General features: G+C 64.0%; 1 protein-coding gene (cut by a window edge). It reads right to left on the reverse strand.

Annotated features, from left to right (window positions below):
* Window positions 1-26,190, reverse strand: the 5' portion of a protein-coding gene (locus B0T44_RS28410) for an MFS transporter (RefSeq protein WP_081511841.1). It extends 22,653 nt beyond the left edge of the window; the window shows 26,190 of its 48,843 coding nt (coding positions 1-26,190); it begins with the start codon at window positions 26,188-26,190; its stop codon lies off the left edge, out of view.
* Window positions 26,191-26,249 lie beyond the last annotated feature (59 nt).

A 26,249-nucleotide genomic window follows, 5' to 3' on the forward strand; every position in this document is an offset into this window, starting at 1 on the left:
GACGGTCAGCAGCCGGACGCCGTCGGTGTCGCGGACCTGGATCCGGCTCCCGGTACCGCGGCGTTCAACCGGCCAGAGCCGGGTACCCGGCTGTTCCAGCACCTCCTCGAGCAGCGCGGCGACCATGGCGCGGCCGTCGCTATCGAGCGACGACAGCTCGGCGAGCGCTTCCTGGATAAGGGTGGCCGGGGTCGGCGCCGGGGTCGGATGCGCCTGCTCATCTAGTCGCCGGGCTCGATCGGTCCACTCCGCCAGTGCGTCGACAGCCCGGACGATCGGATCGACGGCCAGGAACCGCTCGCACATGACGGCGGTCCGCTCGGCGAACAGGAACCTTCCCGGATCGTCCGGCGGCAATTGCGCATGCTGCTGCCGCTGCGCCTGCCCCAACAGGTTGTGTATCTGTCCCGGATTCACCATGTCCGGGGCGATGTTCAGGAACTGCGCCAGGGCGTCGCGCGCTTCGTTTCGCTCCCGCGTCATTTCGGCCATCACGGGCGAACCCGGGCGCACCTGTTCGGTATCGAGTGCACGTTCGAAAGCGAACAGATCGCAGATGGCTCCTTGCTGGTCGGCATGTTCGTAGGCGTCGATTACCGCGTCGAGCAGGCCGACGCGCGTGTCTCTCCGGTGGTAGGCGTCGATTCCGGCGACCAGTGCGCGGCTCGACTGATCAGTGGCCCGGCGCAGCTTTTCCAGGGCTTCGGTAGCCGGTCCCAGCTCAGCCAGCTGTTCTTCGGTCAACCCGGTCAGTCCGGCTCGCGCACGGTCGCGGAGTTCCCGAGCTTCGGTCTGCTCTTGAACGAGCGCAGGCAGACGGTCTTCGACGTCCAGTTCGGTCCACGGCTCGGCTGATCGTGCCTCGGCCTGCGACCGGCCGGCGCGCTCATAGCCTTGTGCGTCGTCCCACGCCCGCCCGTAGAACTCGGCGTAAGACAGTGCGGACAGTCGTGGCCCTACCCGCTTGAGCAGCGGTCGCACCGCGGCGATACCGGCCTGCCAGCCGAGGGTGATTTCCTGCGCTGTCGCCGGGCGGAGTCCGGCTCCGTCGAGAACATGCTCATAGGCCGCCGTATAGACCAGCTCCAGCGCATCGGGCGGCTCGGTGTCGTGCCCCGCTGCCCGTAATTGGCGCATGGCCTCGGCACGCCCTGCCTGCGCCTGTTCCTCGTCGTCGAGGCGCAGCGCGATGAAGTCCGGACGCTTCGAACGAAGCTGGACAACGTCGCCGTCGACGTCGTTTCGCGCCCACTGGATGTGGAAAGCACCGGCGACCATGCCGGCGGCCAGTTCGGCATCGGAGCCGCCTGCGTCGAGCACCAGAATTTTCCTGGCCGGGTACAGCCGATCCTCGGCGTGGGCTTCCAGCAACAGCTCCACGCCGTGATCGATCAGAATCCGGTCGGCCCACCTGCCGATCTCGGTGTCGCGCAACACCCTGCGCGCTTTGGCGAAACGTCGACGAGCAGCCTGTCCGGCCAGGTCCAACCAAGGAATACTGGGCGGCCGGGTCTCTGTTCGCGGCTGTGGGTTTTCGATTCGACCCAACCGCACCGTCGCGTCCCAGTCGCTGGAGGCGAGGAGGTACTCGGTCTCGAGACCAGCCGAACCCGTCACCTCGGGATGGGCGGCGAGCGCGGTGTCGCGCTGCCGGATATGGTCCTCGGCTGCGACGACGACCAGGCGAGGGCGGTCGCCGCCGATTACCGCGACATGGTCGGTCAGCAACCGACCGGGCTCATTGTGTAGCACAGCGGCCAGCACATCGCGTGAGACCACGGCGTCGGTCGCCGTATGCATCGCGGCCGCATCCCGGGCGGCAGCCCCACGCCACGCCACCAAATCACGTAGTTGTAGCTCGGCGTGTTCTCGGCGGCGGGCATCGGCCGGAGACACCGGGTCGAACGAATCAGCGCGTCGGCGCTCGAGTTCCCGCTCGATGGCTCGATCCACGATGGCGAGGTCACGATCAGCTGCGGTCCTCGCCAACGTCGAACGCCGGATTTCTTTCGCCCGTTCGGGTGTGGTCGGCGTATGCAGATTCTGCTGTCCGGCTTCCTTTCGGGCGCCGAGCCACACCTTCCTGGCCTTCCGTACATACACCCCGGGCTCGAAATACACCCCGGAGGAGGCATAAGATTTCTCGAACTCGCGGGGTGCTGCGATGAATTCGTCCAATGCCTCGGGCGATTCTGTGAACAGCTTCACCCATGAAACGGGGGCAGCGAGGAAAACTTCCAGGGCCTGAACCCCAGCCCGGTAGCCGATAGCTGCTCGCTGGGACTCGGTCAGATCCGGGTCCGCCGCCACAGCAGCTGCGACGGCAGCGTGGTGAGCCTCGACATACAGTTCATGCGCCGCATTGTCTTCGAGCTCGTAGCCGCAGGACTCCAACGCCACCGCCACCAGCGCTTCCCTGGCGAAAGCCCGTGCTTCGAAATGCAGAACCGCATGAACGTACTCACCGCGAGACATCGTGGAGGGGTTCGCCATCGGCGCATCGTCGAAGTCGCTCGCATGCTGATTCTCGTGGATCAGAGTGACGGCTTGGGTGAGGAGATCCGTACCCAAGGTACGGATACGGCTCATTCCTTCGGATGGTGAAAAAGCACCGCGCACCCCTGGTGTCAATGCAGGCACATACCGCACTCTCACGGTTCGCAGCAGCATGGCCGCCCACTCAGGCCCGGCCTCGTTCAGCACCGCCGATATCTGATCGCCGATCGTGTCCTGAGACAAGCCCACCGTGAACCTGAGATCGGCGATATCGGCCGGTGTCCCCGGCAGATCGATCGGGTTCCCGGCACGATCGAACGCAACAAACCAGATGCCTTTCAGGTCCACCAGATCCGTCGGGTTCATCGTGTCCTCGAACAGGCCGAACACTCCCTTGCCCGGGTCTTCGATGTGGAGCGCCCCGTCCTGATACACCACCCGGAAGACATGCCCGGCAACACCGTGCTCGTCAGCTTTATCCGATCCGGTGAACACCAAGGCCGACGCGCCCTCACGCTGCTGCTCCGGCAGTGCGGTCAGCGCGTCCACAACACCCCGATATGGACGATCCGGCTGCACGACCACCCGTCGAACATGCGTCACGTTCCCGCCCGCAATGCTCACGATGTTCGGCACGAACATGCCACCTGTACCCGTGGCCTCAGGCACCCGAGCCGGGTCCACCCATGGCAGCCGCTGTAGCACCAGCTGCCCACACAGGTTCGCCGCATGTGCCGCCTCGCGCTTGCCGATCGACGCGTCCGGCGCGGTGTAGCCGGAATCCCCATCGGTCGACCGATGCCCGGCATCGCGCACGGCTGGAACGGTCGTATCCGATGGGCTGAACGGGCGGGTCCGAGCCTCGCGGGACCGGTCCACTCCCAGGATCAAGTCGGCCAGCCGGACCACAGTGCGATTCAGTAGCGCGGCGACCTCCGCTGGGGTCTGCGCCAGCGCGGACACCATGTCGTCCATCGACAGTTTCCGCACCACTGCCAGGTCGACACAGTTCTGTTCCAGCGGACTGAGCTGTTGTCGCCAGTGCTCTATTACCGCCGGATAGTCGCGCTGGGTCCGCTGCACGAGCAACAGCGCGTCACCGGGGGCGGGCACCACATCGGTAACGACATCGGCGAGATCCGCCAAGGCGTTCGCATCGACACCGGCCGCCAAATCCTCGGCCAGTCGAATAACCACTCTGCGCTCAGCCGCGGATATCTCTGCCGTTTCAACACCCAGAGCCCGCGCTGTCTCGATGACTGAACGTTGCTCCTCGAACCGCATCCGGACAAGGCTCTGATCTTCGGGCCCGAGTCGGGCAACAGCATCGTCGAGCGCCTGCTTCTTCGTCGCTGCCAGTGCTCTGACATCCACACCAGACGCCGTGATCTGTTCGTTGCGCAGGAAAGCGATCAGGATTTCCCGCCGGAATCGAACGAACGGCGTCCGCGAGTAGCCGAGACGCTCCGCCGCGGCCAACACGCGCTGTGCAGTGGCGACCGACACCTTGGGCTTGCCGGTGAGCGCAAGACTCACCGATAGTTTGGTAGCGTCGGCCGCTCTTGCCACATCCGCTGCGGTGATCTTATGGTTGGCCCCCATCGCCACATATGTGGAAAGAGCCTCGGTGGGAATATTTCGAACCACGTGGCGCGCGATACGGTACAAGCGGGTTCGTGTCCCGGCCGAGGCGCCGCCCATCGCGGCCGTTATCTCATCCACCGAGCGGTCCTGCGAGAAGCGCAGATCGAAGTATTCTCGGTCGCCCTCGGACAGCCCCGCGCTGAACAGCATCGCCGAGCCCGGATCGTTACGCTGAATCGCCGTCACCAACGCCACCGATTGAAGATCGGTGAGCAGCACGCGACCGGACAGCAATTCCGCCAGTGATTCCGCGATCCGGCGCTGATGATCGTCGATGCTCCCGGGCGAACGACGCACGGTCCTTGCTACTTCCGCGACCGGTATCTTCGACAGGAACAACAGCGTGGCAACTTCCCGGTCCGCCTCGGGAAGTTTCGCGATCAGCTCCTTCACAACTTCGGCCGGAGCCGCGCGCACCTGCTGCAGAGCCGCACCGCTGCGCTGCGTTTCCAGCGGTGCATCGGTGACGTCCACTACCGGAACCGGTGCGGGAGCCACCGCCTGCGTCTCCGCCACCAGCTTCGGCACCGAAGCGGTCTCCTCACCGACGGCGGGTTCGGCGATAATGCCGGAACGTAGCGGCGCGGGCCGGTACCCGAGTTGCTCGACCACTTCCCACACGCGGCGCCGGGTGTCCGCCCCTACACCTTCGTATCCGTTGAGCACCCGTTTGAGAGTTATCTCGCTCACCCCGGCCATCCGAGCAACGTGGTCTCGTGTTACTCGTACCAGTCCGCTACCGTTCGAGTACCTCTGGCGAAGCTCGGGAGGCAGGCCCGAAGCCAATCGGTAGGCAATCCGATACAGGCTCAGCAAGACTCCCTGTCGTACCCCGGACACCGCCGCGGCTACACCGGCAACCGGCAGGTGCTGGACGAAATACAGCTCGAAGTACTTCCTATCCTCCTTCGATAGAGTTTCCAACAGTGGTTCCAGCGCATTCGGCTCGTTATCGAATATCGCTTCAACCATTTTCAACGTCACATATTTGTGCGTTTCCTTACGAGATTTGGAAGCCTCCTTCTCCGAATACTCGGACAAACGTCCGGCCACAACACGTATCTGCCGGTAAAGCAGTCGCCGAGCCGCCCCCTCACTGGACTGAAGCGATTCCGAAATATCATGGAGGGATTGACCCATGAACCACCGGACAAAGCTTTCACGCTGGGCGGGAGTAAGCTGCTCGACAAGGTCCGCCAATTCATCTGGACGGTTGACCTTGGCGTCTCTAATGACAGCCACTTCCGTGCTGACCGGCCGGAACTCCACAAGCAGCTCACCACCGAGCGCGAGAGCTGCGGCAAATGCTGGGCCTTCCTCGGTGAGTGCCGCCTGAAGGGCGTTTCCCTGTGGGTGGTTCCGGAGCAGAGCGAGATGCAGCTGCCTGCGCGCGCGGTTTACCAGCTCGCTCACCGCCTCTGGCGTGGAGGCGAGAGAGGGCACCAGATCGTCAGGAGTGAATCCCTCGATGTCGATCATCCGCAATACCGTGCGCAGTTCCTCAGGCAGCGAAGAGAACGCACGACCGACCCCCGAATCTTGCGCTTCAGATGCGTATGGCAGCAGATCCTCAGCAGAGTCTGCCCGTCTTCCGAACTCCCGTAGGCGGTCCAGTTCTCCCGCGTCCTCGGCGAGAACATGGCGATCGGCCCGATTGTGCAGCTTGTACACAGCATTACGCACCGTAACGAGCACATAGGCAATGAATTCGTTCCCCGGCACACTCCCGCTCAGCGTTTTCTGCAACAGAGTCGCAAAGGCTTCCGCAACGGCATCTTCGGCATCGTCCCGGTTATTGGTCAACGTTCTTGCATACGCGAGTGCAGACCTGCGATGACGAGCGAACAGTTCATCGTACGCGGCTACGTTTCCGGCGCTGACCTCTGCGACGAGCTCGGCGTCGCGTTCACTCCCGGGATCCGTTTCGGCATTCCCGCCCGTCTTGCGGAACGCACTCGTCCCGTCACCGATCTCCGGATCGTCAGCGGTGACCATTCCTGGATCGAACCGTCCACCGTGCGGTCCTTGGAAGTCTCGGGTTCTACCGCCCATGACATGCAGGACATCCGCGATACCGGCAGGATCTGCCTGCGATCCGTGATGCTGCGGCCGATGCGGAGCAAAGGCATAGAGCAAATCTGTTCGTCGGCCAGGGCTTCTCGCGGGCGTCAGAGCCTGGAGCGGTGTGGGAGCGGAGATTTCTCCGGTCTGCTGTAGCCCTGCCGACCCTGCCTCCGCTTCCCGCGGGAAGGATACGGGGATATCGGCCAGATCGATTATCCCCCGGCGCAACGCCTCGACCACGACACCGGTACGGTCACCGACTCCCAGTTTCCGGTACAAAAGTGGCAGTGCCGCTTTCACTGTATTCGGAGCCAGGTGCAGGTACTCCGCGATCTGACTGTTCGTGAGTCCAGCGGCGACCAAGGGAATTATTTCCCTTTCTCGCGGTGATACTCGGGGCGACTGTTTTGTCAACGGAATATCTTTTACGTCGAGATATCCCATGCGTAGAGCCTGAACAACGGCCTCGGTTCTACCTGTTGCGCCCAGTGCTCGGACAATTCCGGCTACCCTAACGGCCGACTCGCCTGCCGCGAACCGTCCGAGGAGTTCGCGTTCCTGCTCAGTTAATTCGCGGGTCGGCGCGGATGGTGCGACGAGAACATCGCTCAGAACGAGAGCCCCGACGCGCAACGCGCGGATGACTGCCTCTGTTTGGTTTCGAGCGCCGAAGATTCGGATTATGTTCCTGACACTGGTCGACACCATACTCGTCGAGAGGCCGGTGTCTGTCGCGATATCCTCATATCTGTCGTATACGGCGAGGAGGACTAGTATCTGCCGATCACGGTCACTCAACGAGTATGCGCGCGTGGGGTCGGGTTCCGGTATATCGCTCAAACGGATAAGCCGTTGACGCAACGCCTGAACAACGGCATGGGTTCGGTCGGCCGTATCGAGGTTTCTCAGGATGTGCGACACCCGTTTCCGCACGAAAGTTTCACTCGTCTCGAGCGCCTGGGCGATTTCTTCGTTCGTCTTGCTCGCCGCGATCAGCTCGAGTATTTTGCGATCCCTATCGGAGAGGCCGGTCGGGTGAATCTTCGGCGACGTCCAGTCGACAGTTTTCGAGGAAAGCCTGCCCACCTCTAGCGCCAGCTTGTTGACCGCGCTGAGTTGGAGCAGGCTGATCCGGCGGCCGGCGTGAACCGCCGCAGTCGCAGCATTCACGCGTCTGCGTTGAACCGAATCCAGGAAGAGCGCAGCGCGCAACATCGTAGTCTTATCCGAGCCACCCAACATCAGGGCGGTATCGACCAGCTCGATGTCTTCGTCGTGCTCGAAGATCGTCTGTACCAACTCGGCCTCGGTCCCCCTATGCATGCTGAGGGCGGCGGCAGAAGAGACGACACGGTTGCCAACAAGGTAGGTCAGCACGAGCCTTCGCCGAAACTCGAGGAAGTCGGCGTCGGTCACCTCCGGCAGCGGAATGTCGGCACCCTTGGTACGGGCCGGTACCGTCTCCGCGAGTGGCGTCGCCACAAGGCCGCTCCGGTGCGCCACACCAAGCTTCCGGCGGATCAGTTTGACGTAAGTTTTGACGGTCTCCTCGGTGAGGTGCAGATACGTCGCGATCTCCGCATTTGACAGCCCTCGGGCGATCATTCGGAGAACAGCGTTTTGCCGTGCGGTCAGCGGCCTCTCGGCCCGACGCGACAACGCAGCGAGGAACGTATCGATGTCTCCCACGAGATCTTGGCGATCCACTACGTCGAGTTTGTCGTAAATTCGTTTGACGTAGGAGTTGACGGTTGATCGGGGCAAGTTCAAACGACTCGCGATGCCCACATTAGGCATACCCTGAACGATCAGTCTCAGGATCTCGAGTTCGTCATTCGACAGGGGACGAATACCCCCTTGCTCCAGTAGGTCGGAGAACAAATCGTGCTCGGCGCCGATCAGCTGGTCGCGGCCCGATACTCCGAGTCGGTCGTAGATCCGCTTGACGTGTGCCTTTACGGCCCCCTCGGAAATCTTCAGGTGTTCCGCGATATCCGCATTCGTCCTACCACCACTGACCAGCTCGAGGATGGTGCGTTGCCGTTTGGACAGCGGACGATGCCCCTGCCGCGCCGGACTGCCAGAAGTTTGCTGCCCGCCACGAGCGGCACCGCCACCGGTGGCGTTCAGCTCCGCGCGAAGGCCGATGTTCTCGAGCAGCTCTCGTCGGCGGATCCCGTCGTCCCATGGTCGGTCGACAGTGCCATCGATCGTGGGCGGAAAACCTCCGTGTAGTGGCGGTCGGCGACGCCCCGCCTGCTGTTGTCTTCCACTGATCACCGTGGTTTCACGGTTGGTGGCTATTGTCAGATGGCCTTCTTTGGCCAACGCGCGGTACGCCCGTCCGACGGTTTGGCTCGATATGCCGAGACGTGCGCCCACGTCTGTGGCCAGGGGGAGCCGTTGGCCTTCCGCAAATTTTCCGGCCAGGAACGCTTGGCGCAGAGCGGGGATGAGGGCTTGGCGCCAGTTGGTCTCACTTGCTCGGCGTATGAGCGATTCCGGTGATGGGGACCCGGTGAGTTTGATGAAAAAGTCCTCGAGAGTGAGTTTGGTCGTGACCGGGGGGTTCCAGTTCTCCGGCCACTGTTCTTCGCTCGCAACAAAGGATCCCTGGCCGCTCACAATTGTTAGATATCCGGCCTCGTGCAGTGTGCTGTACGTCCTGCGAACGATGTCTTTCGATATGCCGAGGTACCCAGCGAGTTCACTGACGGATGGAAGGCGCTGACCTTCCTCGAACTCATCTCCGAGAAGCGCCCGGTGAAGCGCGGCCACGACGACGACATACTGATCCGCTCCTGACGCCGGGTCGACAAGAGACCGCGGCGAGGGACTTCCAGTGAGCTTTACGACGAACTCTCCAGGAAGGATCTGGAGCATGGCCGGGGGAGCCCAACCCTTCGGCCATACTCCTTCGCTCGCCACAGTGGCGTCGTGGCTGACGCCGTAATCCAGATAGCGGGCTTTGACCAGAGCCTCATATGCCCGCTCGACGGTGCCTTCCGAGATACCAAGATATTCAGCGAGTTCACGAGCCCTCGGAAGGCGCTGTCCTTCTTCGAATTCGCCGGCAAGAAGCGCTCGGTGAAGCGCAGCGACAACGACGGCATGCTGGTCCGTTTTCGACGCCGAGTCGACAAGAGACCGCGGCGAGGGAACCCCCGTGATCTTGGCAACGAACTCTCCAGGACGGAGCAAGGCTGTGATCGGGGGACTCCAGACGATCGGCCACTGCGCATCACTTGCCACTGTGACACCCCGACCTGCGATGGAGTCCAGATAACCTGCTTGTACAAAAGCCTCGTACACTCGCTCAACAGTGTTTTGTGAGGTGCCGAGATATTCAGTGAGACCATCGGCCGACGGGAGTCGTTGACCTTCCTCGAATTTATCCGCGAGAAGCGCTCGGTGAAGCGCGACCACAATGACTGCATATTCATCAGCTCGCGACGCCGCGTCGACAAGAGACCGCGGCGAGGGACTTCCGGTGAGCTTGGCAACGAACTCTCCAGGGCCGATCGTCACTGTACTCGGTGGACTCCACATGATCGGCCACTGCCCATCGTCCGCCACAGCGACAACCCGACCGGAAGCGAATTTCAGATAACCAGCGTCAGCCAGAGTCCTGTACGCGCGCACAACACTGGCTTTTGATGTTCCGAGATATTCGGCGAGCCCACTGGCTGGTGGGAGTCGTTGACCTTCCTCGAATTTATCCGCGAGAAGCGCTCGGTGAAGCGCGACCACAATGACTGCATATTCATCAGCTCGCGACGCCGCGTCGACAAGAGACCGCGGCGAGGGAACCCCCGTGATCTTGGCAACAAAATCTTCGACTAGACGGCTGGGTTTGTTAGCTGGTTCCGCAGAGGAAGGTGTGATCGCCAGAGCAAGCGAGCCCGGGGTGTCCGGCCAGTCTTCTTCGCTTCGCACAACGGTGCCGCGCCTGTCACGGTGGATATACAAATATCCCATGTCGGCAAGTTCCCGGTACACCCGCGTGACAGTACGTTCAGACCACGCTTCCAGATGTCCGGCAATATCGGAGGACGATGGGAGCTTTTGCCCCTCCTCGAATTTGCCCTCATGAAACGCGCGGCGAAGTGTGGCAGAGAGGACGGAACGCGAACCGTAGCCGGGGTTCACGGCGGGTGCGGGGTCTCCGGTGAGTTTGATGAAGAACTCTTCAGGGGTGATAGCAGATGTGGTGGGCTCAGTCGGAGACGGTGCGGCCGGGAGGTCGGCCAGATCAGCCGGTTCCGGCCAGCCCTCCTTGCTTGCCACAATCGGCCCTTGTCCAGGGCGCACATTCAGGTACCGGTCTTGCGCCAGCTCCTGATACACCCAAACGACAGTATGCGCAGAGGGCAAATTCAGACGCTTGGCAAGCTCCCGCGCCGACGGGAGAACCCGACCCTCAACAAATCTCCCCTCGTGCAGCGCGCGGCGAAGTGTAGCGGCAAGGACCGCGTGCCATCCGCGGCCGGGCTCCAAGCCGATGAGAACATCGGGGGTGGGGGTCCCGGTGAGCCCGGTGAAGAACTCTTCCAGAGTAACGGCAGGCGCAACCGCCCGTTCGGACACTTCCTCGGCGGACTGGTCGCGTGTAGGGCCGGACTTCCCGGCCGAAGTGGCGGGACGCCCGAACCTCGCCGCGCCGCCGCCGTCCGCGTAGACAATGCCGAGGCCGCGGAGCTGTTCCCGTTGCTGGTGTCGCAGACTCTTCCAGGCATCGATGGGACGATCGATATCGACAGCCGATGGTTCGACGCTGCCCCCGGTCGGGAGGGGAGACGACCGAGAAGTCGATGGATTCATAACAGCAGGCCCTGATATGGGGGCCATTCCATAATCGGGCGCACTGCCGTCACCGGTGACCGGCTGGAGCAGCTCCCCCTCCTGGAATGCCGAGAAGCCGAGCCGATCCATCGCGGCTACCACCTCGGGTGAGTCCACTTCACCGCGACACACCAGTTCCACCACATCCGGACTCACCCCGGCGAGATGGGCGACATCCTCGACCGAGGCCGGCCGCACCGTACCGAGCACCGTGTACTTGTCGCCGTGTTCGCCAGGAAGCAGCTCGGCGACGAGCAACTCCGCCAACTTGACGACAACTCGCCGCCCCAGCAGGTGAACCGCGTTCTTGTTCTTGCCGGTCGCCGCCCCGATGTCTTTCGGCCGAAGGCCGTCGATGAACCGCAGTTCGAGATAGCGTTGCTCGTCGTCGGTGAACCGACCGCCGGCGAACACCGAGCGGACGAACTCCGCGAACCACACCGGATCGTGACGTTGGGATGCCTCGATCCGTTCGGTGGCTTCGGCAGGGGTGGGTGGTTTACACCCGGTGATCTCCTCGGCAAGACGACGGACCGCCCGCGTGAACAGCTGGTCGACCGCCTTTTCTTTGCGTCCCGTCGCGGCCAGAGCAGCCACCATCTCCGCGCGCGTCTTCTCTTGGATGATCCGCAACCGGATGCTCTGCTGTTCATCGGCTGTCAGCCGAGGCAGTGCCCGCAACACCGCGCTGCGATGCCCCAGCCACGCGATCTTGACCAGCTCCAACGCGGGCCCGCCTTTGCTGACCACCTCACCGGTGGTCAGCGCCAGCGCGATCTTCGGGACCAGCCGGTCCTGCATTGTCGCCGCCGCTTCTTCGGAAATCCCTAGCTCCCGCGCTATTTCGCGCAAAGTCCGCTTCGGCGTGACCAGGAATCGCAGTCGGATGAACTCTCGATGGTGCGGCGCGAACAACCGTGACACGAACCGCAAGGTCTGGGGCCGGGTGTTTCGGATCAACTCCAGATCGGCGCTGCCGGTAACAGGGGGTTTCGCGGCACCCTCGAGATCTACCGCACCGGCTCCGGCAGTGAGCAATTCCGCGGCACGAACAACGGCCCGACGGCGCAGGTTGAAAGCCGCCCGCGCTGTGATGCCGAGAGTTTCTGCGATCTTTGCGGTCGAGACGAGTGGCTCCTGCCCTGACGCCAAGGCGAGGCAACTCCATTGGTGGGGTGTGAAGAAGCTCTGGTAAGGCTGCAACGCCCCGGCATCCTCTGCCAATGCATGCCTGAGTGTCTCGGTTGCTGCGGCAAAGTTCACCGGCTCGATACCGGCCAGCTGGTCGATCAGCTGGCGAACCATGACACTGTACTGCTGGAGGACCCGTTTTCGGTTTTTGCCCGTCTCATCCGAAATATCGGTGAGCGTCCGGCCATGGAAAAACCATTGTTCACCGATCTGTTGCAAAGCGGGAGACATTTCTTCGATAGCCTGTCGGACTCGGTCGGCGGGAGCGACATCCTCTCCCACGACCGCGGGCTTCCGTTGCTCAGCGGCCAGTGTCACCGCCAGCAGCCGCAGTATTACGCGATCTCGGGCCAGCGTCAGCCCATCCGTCGCTGCTGCCAGTCGAAGAATCGATTCGCGCTGCTCGATCGAAAGCTGCGCCACGGCATGCTGCCATGCGGTTCGACTCGCGGTGGCCACCGCTCGACTCAACGGGCCTATCGCGGGATCTGCTTCACCGAGTGCAAAGTAGAGGCTTTTCCGTTGTGCCGGATCCGCAAGGGCCGCCATAGACACCGCTGTCGGTGCCGCCGCAGCGCGGGTTGTCTCGTTCGCGCTGGGAAGCTGTTCGATCAGGTCGGGAACCAGGCTGAGCAGCCGCTCTTGGATCGCATACTCCCGCACACCGTCTGCTTCGGCTATTTCGGACAACTCATAGCCGAGGAACCATCGGAGGAACGTGTCTCGCCCCACCGGAGGCAACTGCTCGACAACACGACGCAACTGGTCCAGATGCTCGTCACGCACCAACCGCAGCACCGTGACCGCGGACGCCAGCCGCCCATCGGACATGGCAACATCTACACCACCGCCCGCTAGAAGCTCCGCCAGCTCCTCCCCTGCCGTCGGAAACGCGTCCGCATCATCGTCCAACTGGTGCCCGTCGCCCTCAGCGCCGAGCGCTACCGCCAACCGGGTCAACGCTTTCGGCAGCATCTCCGAGACGACGCTCGTCCCGACCCCTATCACTCGCGCGGCCGCCTCGACCGATCTCCCGTCTCCCATGAACAACAACATGAGCAATCGACGCTCTCCGGAGGGCAATCCGACGACGGCGTCCCGGAAGTCACGATCATTCGCCCGAGCCAACGCTGCCCGCTGCGCGCCTTGTGCTGCGTCTTCTACTGCGCGTCGGAACCGCTCGTGCCGGAGGGCTCCCACATGTCTCGGTGTCGAACGATCCGCTGACCCATCCGTGGCGAGTTCACGACCAGGTGCAGGCTCCTTGGGCTCGGGATGCTGATGCCCACCGCGAGTGGCACCGCCACCGGTGGCGTTCAACTCCGCGCGAAGACCGAAGTCCTCGAGCAGCTCTCCCGGCAGGATGCGGTCGTCCCATGGGCGGGCCACAGTGCCATCGATCGTGGGAGGGGCTCCAGTGAGTCTGTTGACAAGTTTTTGTGAGGTGCGGGCCGATGCCGGAGCAGCCCACGGGCCGGTGCCGTCCGCCTGTCGCGCGGACGCCGACCTGGAAGCCGACGCGTCGTCGGGCAGGCCGGAGTTTTGCCCGGTTCCCAGTGGTCTGGTCTTCGCGAACGCCCAGCCGGCCCGACCACCACGCGACGGCACCGACTCGGTGGAGGGTGCTTCGGCGACCGCCTGCACACCAGAGTCGGCATCGTTGCGTCCCGGTGCCGGATTCTTCCGGGTGAAAACCGCGAGAGCGGCCGAGCCGACCGCCGCGGCGCCGAACAAGCCCGCGTTCATCCATCCCGTCGCGGCGCCCCCCAAAGCATCTAGTGCTATACCGCCGACGGCGCCACCGATCACTCCGCCCACACCATTGACGATGGCCGTGGCCGCGAATGCACCACCAAGGGCTTTCTGGGGCACTACAGCGACCTGGTACTCGTCGAACTTCTTGTTGTTGAGCATCACCGTGGAACCGACCGCTACCGCGGCCGACCCCAGAATCCATGGATCCGTGGTGGTTGCGTACGCGGCCATTTGGGCCCCGAACGCCGACATCGTGACCGGAAGCATCCATTTCAGGTTGAGATGGTTGGTCACCCGTTTCGGCGTGAACGCGGCCAGCAGCACGCCGGTACTGCTGGCGGACAGGAGCAACCCGGTAGTGGTCGCCGAATAGCCCGCATCGTTGATGATGCCCGCCAGGTGCACCTGGCCGGCCGAGACCCCGACACCCCAGGGAACGAGTAGTCCCAAATAGCCGCGCAAATAGGGGTCCCGCCACATGCCGCGCGCACCCTCGAACGGACCGGCTCGCTCGGACGCCGGTCGCGGCGCTTCCGGGGGGAGCTTGGCCAGCATTCCCAGATTGACCGCATAGGAGGCAGCACCGGCCAAGAACGGGGCAGCCGGCGAGAGCCGGCCGAGCATGGGGACCGCGAACCTACCGACACTGCCGGAACCTTGATTGATCACCCGCGCCGCGGTCATCGCGGACTTCTTCTGCTCCTCGGTTACGGCCAGCGCCTGACCGTAGACCCTTGTGCTGGTCCGGGTGACCGTACCGGCGACCGTGAGGGCGACCGCCGATCCGATGACAGCCTCCAGAGCACCTGGCAGCCCGGTGAGCAGCCAGCCACCGGTGACGCCGGTGACAGCGAGCCCCGTTGCGGACGTCATTCGAATGACCCGCCGGTTGTCGAACCGCTCGGAGATCCTGCCGGCCGGGAACTGAGCGATCAGCCCGGCGGCCATCGTCGCGGAGGTCGTCAGGCCGGTCAACTGCGCGGAACCACTCATTTGATCGACGAGCAGCGGAACGTAGCCGGCCAGGCCGACACTTCCGATCGTGGCGATGGTTGCGCCGGTATTCAACCGCGCGATATGCGAGTTCTGCGGACGTGCCTTCGCCCGAATCCACTTCAGAAAACCGGAACGTGAGCTTTCACCCGGGGGTTCGGAGGGCTGGCCCTGGCCCGCGGCCTCATGCTCGTCGCCCTGCCCATGGCCCTCGCCTTCGGGGTCGTGATGGAAGGCCAGCGCCTGGTTCGGCACACCACGACCGACGTCGGGGACCCACAGCCCGGAGCGGCCGTGCCGCCGGTAGGGAAGGTCCAGCGCCTCGGCCATCACCTCGTCGATATCGACCGAGCCGGGCGGCGGAGGTACGGCACTTCCACCACGGAGGGGGTGCGCATTGCGTGGGCTCCGAGGTTGCGGCGCGTCCGTGGGCTCAGGGTGAGGTGCCGGCTGCTTCACGGCGGGCGAGTTGGGCACCGCCGCTACCACCGCCGCCGCCAGCGCTCTAGCCGCGGCGAAATCTTGCGCCCCGGGCACAGCAGCCGATCCCACGCTGGACCGGCGTGCTGCGGCCGGAGAGCCATGGAGCCTCATCCGCCGAGACAGGCGGTTGCGATGACTCTTGTGAAGGCCCTTGTTCAGTGCTTCGGTGACCACAGTAAGCGACGCCGAAGCAAGTACGTGGATGAGCAGAGGGGTCTCATGCTCCGAGTCGGCGTAATCCAGCATGTCGTCGGTCTGGAGCAACTCGAGGGCGGCTTCGCGAACACGCTCGGCGGTCCTGCGTTCGACCGCTCGACCGGCAAGATCGAGCAACCAGTCCGGAACGGTTTTTCCTGCAGGAACAGCCCAGCGGTAGCGATCCACCGTGGCTCGGACGTCGTCCATCGCCGCCCGACCCAAAGCGACGAGGGTGTACTGCTCGGCGGGCGACGCGCCGTCGTAGCCGACAATGGACAGCACTTCGGCCAGCACACGTTTTCTCGAATTGGCCCACAACTCGGCCGATGCCCGGCGGTCACCGGAGCGAGCCCTGGCCAGCAGCGCCGATTCGGCCTTCCTCGACAACGTGACACCGGCCTGCGTACCGCTGCGTCCCACGCGCCCGGACTCGGCTCCCGGCGGCAGCTCGAAACCGGTCCGAGCAGCCGCCTCAACGGTTCGGCTCCGCGCCGATTCTCCGACTCTCTCACCGTTCAGGATTCGCATCACCGACGCCGTCGAGACTCCGGCCGTATACGCGAACTCGACAACCTGGACGATCAGAGCCGGCGAAGGAGCGTCCGGTTCCATGGCTTGCGGCGGCAACACAAAACCCTTTGAGGCGGCCGCGGCTACGATGCGGCGACGCACCCACGCACTTACTGCTTCGCCATTCAGCATCCGAATGACGGAACCTAGACCCACCTGCGCCGCACGAGCCAATTCCTCTTCATACGACGAAGGATTCAGCGAGGACTGAGGTTTCCGGGAACGACGATCGACCGCTGTCGGCACCGGTGAGGCCTCACCCGGCTCGCGTTCGAAGTCCTGCTCGTCGGGTCTCGACCGCGATTTCGGCGGGACCCACTCGGCAGCACCCGTCACCTGAACGTTGCCCCCTGGATAGACCGCCGATCCGGGAGGCCACACGAAACGGATCCGCTCCGCTACATCCACCAGCCGACGCAACATTTCCGCACTGACGTACTTGCCGTTGACCGCCGCACTTACCGTTGCCGGTGAAACACCGGCCGCCCGTGCCAGTTCCAACTGCCGCACTCTCGGTGCCGGCTCCGCCGACAAAACCTCCGGCGGCAACACGAAACCGATCCGCTCCGCCGCATCCACCACCTGCCGCCACGTCCGCACACTGACACGCTTGCCGGCGAGCAACGCGTTCACCGTTGCCTGTGACACTCCGGCCGCCCGCGCGAGCTCCCGCTGCGTCAGCCTCGGTGCCGGCTCCGCCGACAGAACCTCCGGCGGCAACACGAAACCGATCCGCTCCGCCGCATCCACCACCTGCCGCCACGTCCGCACACTGACACGCTTGCCGGCGAGCATCGCGTTCACCGTTGCCTGTGACACTCCGGCCGCCCGCGCGAGATCGCTTCGACTGGCTCGAACCATGTGCTCATCGGGGCCGGAACCGTCTCGGCCGTCACCGACCGCCTGTTGCGCCGACGACCGCTGGTATGTACCTGTTACCTCACGAACGGCGCTGAGCAGCTCATTCTCGGTCTGGGTCTGCAGGACGCGAGCGTCGGCGGCATCCAAGCGCATCCGCGCCGCAGCCTGTTCGGGCCCCAGATTGTGCAGGAACCGCAGGGTGCAGTACTCGGACACAGGACCGGTCAGCTGAGCCAACACCTGATGCAATCGGGACAGGTCACCGTCGCAGCTCGCGACGACCCAGTCCGGGAACCGCTCGGTGACCAGGAGATGCAGCAGGTCGTAGTCCGATGTACCGGGCGCGGGCAACTGATCCAGGGCGATCGGATAGGTCGCCAGCACTGCCTCGGCCAATGCCGACGCGGCAGCCCTACCCGCACCGAATCTCGAGGTGGGCCGGTCTTGTCGCCGCATCGTGCCGAACTGCTGATTCAGCCACTCACGATGAGTTCTTCCGATGCGGCCGTGCAGCGCCGAAACGATCACCTCGAAAGGCGCCTCGGCCACCGCGTGCGCAAGCAGCCGCACCTCCTCTGGCGCACGTTCCGCGTCCCGGGCGCGGTCGGCGATCATACGTACGACGCCGCTGCGGATGCGCTCGGTGATTCTGCGGTGCAGGGCTTTACGCGCAATATCCATCAGCCAGTCATAGGGCTCCTGTCCCTCGGGTACAGTCCAGCGGTATCGCTCGGCCGTCGCCCTGACATCCGCGGTGACACCACGTGCGAGCGATATCACCGCTTCCCGATCCTTCGGGTGGGTGCTGTCATATCCGAGCATCGCCAACACATCCACCAGAACCCGTCGAGCCGAAGCGGTCCACAATGGGTTCTCGGTGGCGCCGGTGACCTGGTGCCGTGCCGGTGCACCGCTTCCTCGGGTCGGGGCACCGGCACCGATGGCGTCTGGGGTTGCCGCAGAACGAGGCTCCGGTGTGGGCTGCGCGGCTTCCGCAGGCGGTTCGAGCAGGGTCGCGAGGAAGGGCACCTGCATGGCGGCGTCGTACGGGTGACGCTTACGGACGGCTTCCTGGACGGTGCGCATATATTCGTGCGCTTCTGGAAGGTCGCGGTAACGCAAATAGCTGCCGAAATCGAAGTGGCCGCTCAGTAATTCGTCTACCTTCGCCGCGAACTCCTGTACCGCCCGATCCTCGACGGACATGTGTTCGGTATCGCGATGCACCTGGGCATGCAGCGCTTCGCGGAGAATCCGGGGAGCCGCGGCGGGCTCAGCGTCCAACGTGGCTGTCACCGTTGCCACGAACCATTGACTTATCCGCTCTTCGACGGACAAATCGCGGCCGGTGTAACTATCCAGAAGCTCATGAGCCGTGCGGAGCTGATAAAGCGTGACGACGTCGTCCATGAAGTACTGGTAGAACGTTCGCGAGCCGATCGCGTACAAGTAGACGTTGGCAAGATACCGCGAACGGAGGAATTCCGGTGACTGATTCTCCTGGAAGCGACTGAGCGGATAGTGCAAGGTGTACACCCCGTCAGTGGGGACCAAGTCGAATCGTCTCTGCTCGATGGGCGACAGCACTTGCTTCGTCAGCTCGCGGTCGACCTCGAATATCGGCCTCCCTGCGACCAGTGCGATATACGCATACTGCGGAAGCTCGTCGAGGGAAAGCTTGCGAGAGGGCAGGCCGATCGGGGTGGCCCGAGCTAGGGTGTCGCTTCCGCTGGGCTGGTTCGGCATTCCCTCCCGTACCGTCTTATATTTCCAGGTGGGCAATATCTCACCGGGCCGCCGGGGGCGCTGTTGCACGAACAAATGCTGCCCTGGCGACGTATTGGTCAGGCCGAGTATGGCCTCCACCTCCAACGCGGCCATCGTGAACGCGGCGAGCGCTCCGAGGCGGGGGCCGTTCGCAGCGAGCCATTCGAGTTCCCACGCGTAACGCTGCGGGCCGTTCACCCACACCTCACCGACCAGTTCGCCAGGTGCAGGCTTTGGTCGCTGGAAGATGTATTCGGATCCGGGGTAGCGCTGCAGCTCGGATCCGACTTCGGCGAATTCCTGATCGGTGAGGTTCAGCGGCGGATCCTGTATGACGGGCAGCTGAGCCGGCTCTTGCCGCGACGTCGACGGCTGTGCATCCCGAGGTTCGGGTTGCTGCCCCCCACGAGTGCCACCACCACCGGTGATGTGGACTATCCCGAGTTCGCGGAACTGTTTCTGTTGCTGGTGTCGCAGGCTCTTCCAGTCGTCGATGCGACGGTCATCGATGCCGGCCACCAACGGTTCGACGCTACCTTCGGGCAGGAACGGAGCAGGCCGGGAACGCGGAGCATCGACGGCCGGTACACCGGGGTTGCTCGTGTCGATCGCGGTAGCAGGTGTGGACGCAGCGACCTCGGCACGCTCGCGCTGAACCATAATGGAGACGGCTTTGCCTGGCGCTGCGTCGCGGGCCAGTTCGATGTGGAGTGCGGTCACATAGTTGGCGATGATGACCGCGCCGCGGCCGTGTTCGCCGTCTTTGCGATGACGCATCGAATCCTCGTCGCGACCACCAGGCTGCGAGGCAGCCGATTCGTCGGATTCCAGGGCAGCCGGATCGAAGACGGCCGTGAGGGCGTTCGGATCGCCGGATTCCGGGGCGTCGAAATCCAGGGCCAGCAGATGGTCCAGGGCGTCGGGGTCGGTCTGGTCCAGTGGGGTGGTGTCTTCTGGCTCGACGTTGCTTTCCAGCCGCCAGGTCGGCAGTCCGCGTGATTCGTCGATCGCGGTCAAGGTGAACTGGTCGTCGCTCAGGTAGGCGCGGATCGTGGCGCTTCCGTCGGTGTGCACGCCTGCGTTGGTGACTACTTCCGCCAGCGGCACCAGGACATCGTTGATCTCGTCTCGCTCCCAGCCTGCCGCGGCCAGCAGCTCGATGGTGGCGGCACGAACTTGCCCGGAGCCATCGGTGGTCAGAATCTCATCCGGGGCGAATCTGAATTCGAACGCGGGCTCGTTCACCGCCAGCGTTGGATCACCGGGTCCCTCGGTAGCGAAGAAGGTGATCCATCTGGTGCGCCGACCGCTCTGCAGCAGCTCGAACCCACCCTTCGATTGCGGGGTGTTGTCCCACAACGCGGTGACCCGTCCCGCGTCGGTAGGGGTTACCTGTCCGGATGTGTCGGGTTCACCCCGGGCGGGCAGGACCCGGCTCTCGTCGACAACCGCTATCGTGACCCACCGGTCGTCGCCGTCACCGCCGTGCGTCGCCTCAACGACCGCGTGCCCCTCAGCGCTGGCCAGCATCGCCTCGACCATGTTTTCGGCGGCTGCGGTATGCCCGTCCACGGGCCAACCCGTCAGCGCACGGCGAACGGTATCGCGGGCTTCAGCGATGCGCTCGGCAGGCGATCTACTCGGATCCGCGGTAGCCGGCGACAAGGGTGTCTTCCCATGGGGGGCGCCCAGGATGTCGTCCCCGCTTGCCGGATAGCTCTTCGGCTCGGGCTTGGATGTCGGTGAATCACCTGTCTTCGCTGAAAGTATTTCCGCCAGTTCAATAGCAGCCCGATGCTGCAACGCACTGAATCCGCCCTGGGTCAACGACAACTCGCTCGCAACCTGAGCGATCGTCAGCCTGGGCCGGCCGTTCCACCCGAACCGCAACTTGAACAACTGCTGCCGGGCTGGCGACAGTCTCTCGACAGCTTTCCAGAACGCCTCTCTGGTTTCCGGATCGCCATTCGCCGCAGCCTTCACCAGCTTCAGAGCGGTATCGCCGACGTTGCCAGGCAGCTCGTCTCCGGTCAGCTTTGCCGCGACCAGCCGCACCGCCCGCTTCTGCAAAGCGAAAACCGCTTTCTCGGTGATAGACAACTCCGCGGCGATGTCAGTGATAGACATCCTCGGTCCCCCTTGCCACCCGAACCGCAACCGCATCAGCTGCTGCTGCCGCTGCGACCTCAACCCCGCAACAGCACCCCACAACTCCGCCCGCGTCGCCTCATCACCGTTCGCGGCAGCCGTAACCGCCTCCAAAGCCGCACCGCCAGGAGCACCAGGCAACTCGTCTCCGGTCAGCTTTGCCGCGACCAGCCGCACCGCCCGCTTCTGCAAAGCGATGACCGCTTCCTCACTGACAGACAACCGCGCAGCGATCTGCGAAATCGTCCGCCTCGGTTCCCCTTCCCAACCGAACCGCAACCGCATCACCTGTCGCTGCCGCTGCGACCTCAATCCCGCAACAGCACCCCACAACTCCGCCCGCGTCGCCTCATCACCATCCGCGGCAGCCGCAACCACCTCCAAAGCCGCACCACCAGGAGCACCAGGCAACTCACCCCCAGTCAGCTTCTCCGCGACCAGCCGCACCGCCCGCTTCTGCAAAGCGAAAACCGCCGTCTCACTGACAGACAACTCCGCCGCAACCTGCGAAATAGAGCGCCTCGGATTCCCTTCCCACCCGAACCGCAGTCGCATCACCTGTCGCTGCCGCTGCGACCTCAATCCCGCAACAGCACCCCACAACTCCGCCCGCGTCGCCTCATCACCATCCGCGGCAGCCGCAACCACCTCCAAAGCCGCACCACCAGGAGCACCAGGCAACTCACCCCCAGTCAGCTTCTCCGCGACCAGCCGCACCGCCCGCTTCTGCAAAGCGAAAACCGCCGTCTCACTGATAGACAACTCCGCCGCGATCTGCGAAATCGTCCGCCTCGGTCCTCCTTCCCACCCGAACCGCAGTCGCATCACCTGTCGCTGCCGCTGCGACCTCAATCCCGCAACAGCACCCCACAACTCCGCCCGCGTCGCCTCATCACCATCGGCCGCAGCCGCAACCACCTGCAAAGCGGGCCCGGGAAGAAACCTCGACGAGGTACTCGCAGACGTGTCCGACGCGGCAGTGGCGGTCATCCGATCCGTCGACCGGCTGTTCACGTCCGCACCCGTGCCCTGCTCGGCCGCATCGCGCTGTGGTTGCCGGGCATGAGGCGCCGTGCCGTCGCTCCACTGGGACGGCGGTCGCGACCCGAACGAGTGTGCGCCCCTACCAGCCGGAATGTTCGGGTCTGCGGCGTACCACACATCCAAACCGAACAGCCCACGCGCCGTGCTCCGCGCAGACCTCCCCCCGACCATATCCAGTGCATCCCGCACTCCGGCCGGGTCGCCAGGCGACACCGCACCCCGCACCGCCCACGAGTCGGGCCCCAGCCGATAGTCGACAGCAGAGAATGTCGACGGATCATCACGCGATGCCCGGTCACCCGGCACGCCCGGGGAGGCTGTGCCGTCACCGGACTGCACGCTGCGGCCCCATTCCCTCGTGAAGGAGACCCCGGACGCGACGAACCAGGGTTCCAGCACCGACGACCAGAAATCGGATATCGCCGGAGCGAGCTGCGAAGCATCGGGTCCGAGTTCGGCATCGGCAATCCGGGCCGCGGGTGAACCATCGCCGTGTGCCAGCACCAACGTGAATTTCCCGGGTTCGACGCCTACCTTGTTGACCGTCAGGAACACCGACAATTGGCCGACTTTCCAACCGACCCGGGACGCCTCTATCCAATAATCGTCGCCGTAACCGGTGACGTCGCCGTAACCGGTGAACATCCCCTTGGCATCGAGCCCACGTCGATTGATGAAATGGCTTGCGTCCAGGGTTGCGGTACTGGCAATCCACAACCCATGTTTTCCTCGATTGTTGAATTCAACTCTCGAGAGATCCACCCCTCTGGTCCGGAGAACATGACGGACCTGAACGGCGAACTTCGGATTGTTCGATGCCGTCGGAAACACTCCACTGCCGGGCGAAACCTCCCGCACTTCGCCCTCGACAACCACCCAGTATCCCATTCCGATAGGGCCCTGATCCGGATCGGAATAGGTGCTGTACAAGGCGGGGTGCGAGAGTCGGAGCCCGCCCGTGCGGAAGCGGATCGGGTTCGCATCGATCAGGAAGACTTCACCTTCTGGATCAGATGTGTAGAGCTTCCCGTTCGCATCGTAAACCTTACCGTTCCGCACGGTGACGAAACGAACATCCGGAAGCTGTGCGCCCAGCGGTCGGGTTTCCCATGGTTTGTCCGGCCGCGCGACCTCATATGTATTCGGCGGCACCTCGCTCGAACTCTCCGCACCACCCTGCGCAACCGTTGATGCCCGAGCGTATTCACGGACGTCTTCGGATATCGGATATCCCAGCGTATCCGCAGCAGCGACAATCGCGAGCCGAGTCGCCGAAGAAATCGTGGTGTCGCGGGCGAGCACCATGTCCACGGTTTTCCGGCTCTTTCCGACACGGCGCGCTACGTCGGCCTTCGTAGCCGCGTGTTCGACGACTACCTGGTCACTCGCGTAGGCGCGGACATCGTCGGGTATCGGAAAGCCGACTCCATCCGCCGCCTCGACAATCGCGAGGCGGGTCACCGGGGGGATCTTGGTGTCGCGAGCGAGCACCAGGAGCACAGTTTTCCGGCTCTTTCCGGCGCGGCGCGCTACGTCGGCCTTCGTCGGCTGGTGCTTCGCCGCATTATCCTCGGCCGCGAATGCCCGAACCTCGTCGGAAATCGGGAAATCGATTTCGTCGGCAGCGGCAACTACCCGTCTCCGCAGCTCCAGGGAAACGCTCGAAACACCATTCAATACGCGACTCACCGTTGCCTGATTCACTCCGGCCCGGCGCGCCACGTCACCTTGCGTCGGTCGTGTCGGTGCTGTGTCCTCCCCATCGCCCTGCGCACCCGCGGTTTTCCGTTGCGGTGACGCGGGCGGAACAACAACTTCGCCGTCGACGAACTCGCGGACCTCCTCGGGAACCGGATAGCGGTGTTCGTCCGCGGCCGACACCACCCGATGCCGCGTCTCCCGATCCACCCTGGGATCACGGGCGAACACCCGATTCACGGTTTCCCTGTCCACCCCTAGCCGGCGCGCGAGATCACCCTGTGTGGGCTGAACGGAGGGCGTCCGCCCCTCGTCCGCTGTCTCGACAGAGGCGCCTCCTGGCAGGTAGCCGAGCTCGCTGATCGCCTCCATCACGCGTTGCCTCAGCTCCGGACTCACCTGGCGTGCACCGCTGAGCGCGTCCTGGACCGTGGAACGGCTCACTCCGGCCCAATGCGCGACATCTCGCTGCGTCGGTGGGGTTTTCGGCGCCGAGCGGTGGGCGAAATCGCGAACCGCCGTGGGAACCATGAGGCCCAAGCGCTCCGCTGCGGCTGTCACCCGACGTGCTGTATCCGGCGATATCGTGGTATCGAGCGCGAACACCCTGCTGACCGTTTCTCGATGCACCCCGATCGAACGGGCGATGTCAGCGTGGGTGGGTCGAACGATAGCGGCCAGCTCGGACAGGTCGCCGAATCCTGTGGGAAGCAGCGTCAGCATATTGCGAGCCGCACGGTTCGCCAGGGCACTGACAGCCGCCGCGTTGCTCTCCAGCTCTACCGCGATCTCATCCAAGGACAGTTGTTCCACGAAGAGCATGCGAATAAGCGTTTTCTGCTTCTCCGAAGGAAGCTGCTGAACGCAATCCCACCATTTCGCACTGTCTACCCGCAGGGCGGCCCAGACCGTGTCCAATGCACTGCTTCTACGAGAGCGAGCAGATGCAGGTGCCGCTGCCGGGCTGTTCTCCGGCTTGTCCCCTGCTGTTTCGGCAGCGGGCTCGGTTTCCGGATTCGCGGTTGAGGTGCCGTGCTCGGGGGCGGAATCCAGCTGCACCGCGTCCTCGTGATGTCCGGCAATCTCCGCGACCAGTTGCCGAACACCGTCGTCGACCAGCTGCCGGACGGCCATCTCCTCGTATTCGGGAGGCATCATCTCGACGATCTGCGCCAGCGACCTACCGTTTTCGAGCAGCGCTATCACCACCTGGCGCCGCTCGAGAGGCAGCGCCGCCAGACCGAGGTGCAGCGTTGGCCATGACACCCCCGCCAGAGCGCTTTCCACCGTAGTGAATGTCGCTGCCGATACCAGGGCTTGGTAAGCGGTCGCCAACCTGGCACGGAATGCGGCCAGCCGCCGATGTTCGACCACCACGTTCTTGACCACCGAGGTCCACCACTGCTCGACGTCCGCGTTCGTACGCAGAGAGCCACTCGCCATGCGGTCGAACACCTGGTCCACCAGATCCCGAGCCACGGACTCCCGGCCTTCGGTCACCCGCATCATCTGACCGAAAAGGTTCGGTCCGAACTGTCGACGCAGCCGTGCGGTAGCTGCTTCATCGCCGCTTTGCACCGCACGCAACAAGTCGGCCACTTTGTCGATCGACGGCGTCGACGTCCGTTCGGCCGGTCTCTCATCCGCCCCGCTGCCCGAGCGTTTCCGAGGCTCGGAGGAGAGCTCACTGTCGTCTGCTGAATATGACGCCTCTTCCCGGCTGGATGAGCCCACCCGGTAGTCGCGACGGCTGACCCGCACCACCCCATCGGCATCAGCAACCTCGATCCGCTCGCCGAAGCTGCCGAGAAAAATGCCGTCCACCGGTTTTCCGACCGTTGCCCTCGACGGCACAAAATTGGGTTGGAATACGCCTTTACCGATGTCACGCTGCTCGATCCGCACCGTGCGGTCCGCATCCACTCGCCGAATCAGCCAATACGCGTGGCCGATATCCCCGTCCTTGCCGGTGTGTGTCGGTTCGAATACCAACAGGCCCAGATCGCGGCCACCGCCCGGCTGTTCGTCGTCGAGCCGCGCACCCCACTCCCGCAGTCCAGCGACCGCCTCATCAATATCGGCGAAGGTTTGCTTGGGTCCGCCGAATGCCTTCTCGATGTCACTGACCAGCGTCCCTGCCAGGTCACCGGTGAACACGTCGAGGTCGCTACGGCCGGTTACGGCGGCGATGTCCAGCAGTGTCAGCCAACCACACAGGTTGTCTTCGTGAGGCCATGGCACGATCGGGTGCCGATGTTCGCCTAATCCTTCGGCGGCGGGTTCCTGGCCTCGTACCGGGGCGGACACCTGCCGTAGCCCGGCGACGATCTGTTGGCCCCTGGCATGCAGCAACGACCACCCGGCCATGGTCCGCGCGTACTCCACCGGGTCGAGTCGATGCGTCAGTCCGTGCACTACCCGCGCCGGGTCGGTCAACGGCAGCGTCGGGTCCGATGCCCCGGCCAGGCCACCTTCTGCCAGCGTCTCCTTGTCGT

This window comes from Nocardia donostiensis (assembly GCF_002081715.1).
GTDB classification, from domain to species: domain Bacteria; phylum Actinomycetota; class Actinomycetes; order Mycobacteriales; family Mycobacteriaceae; genus Nocardia; species Nocardia donostiensis.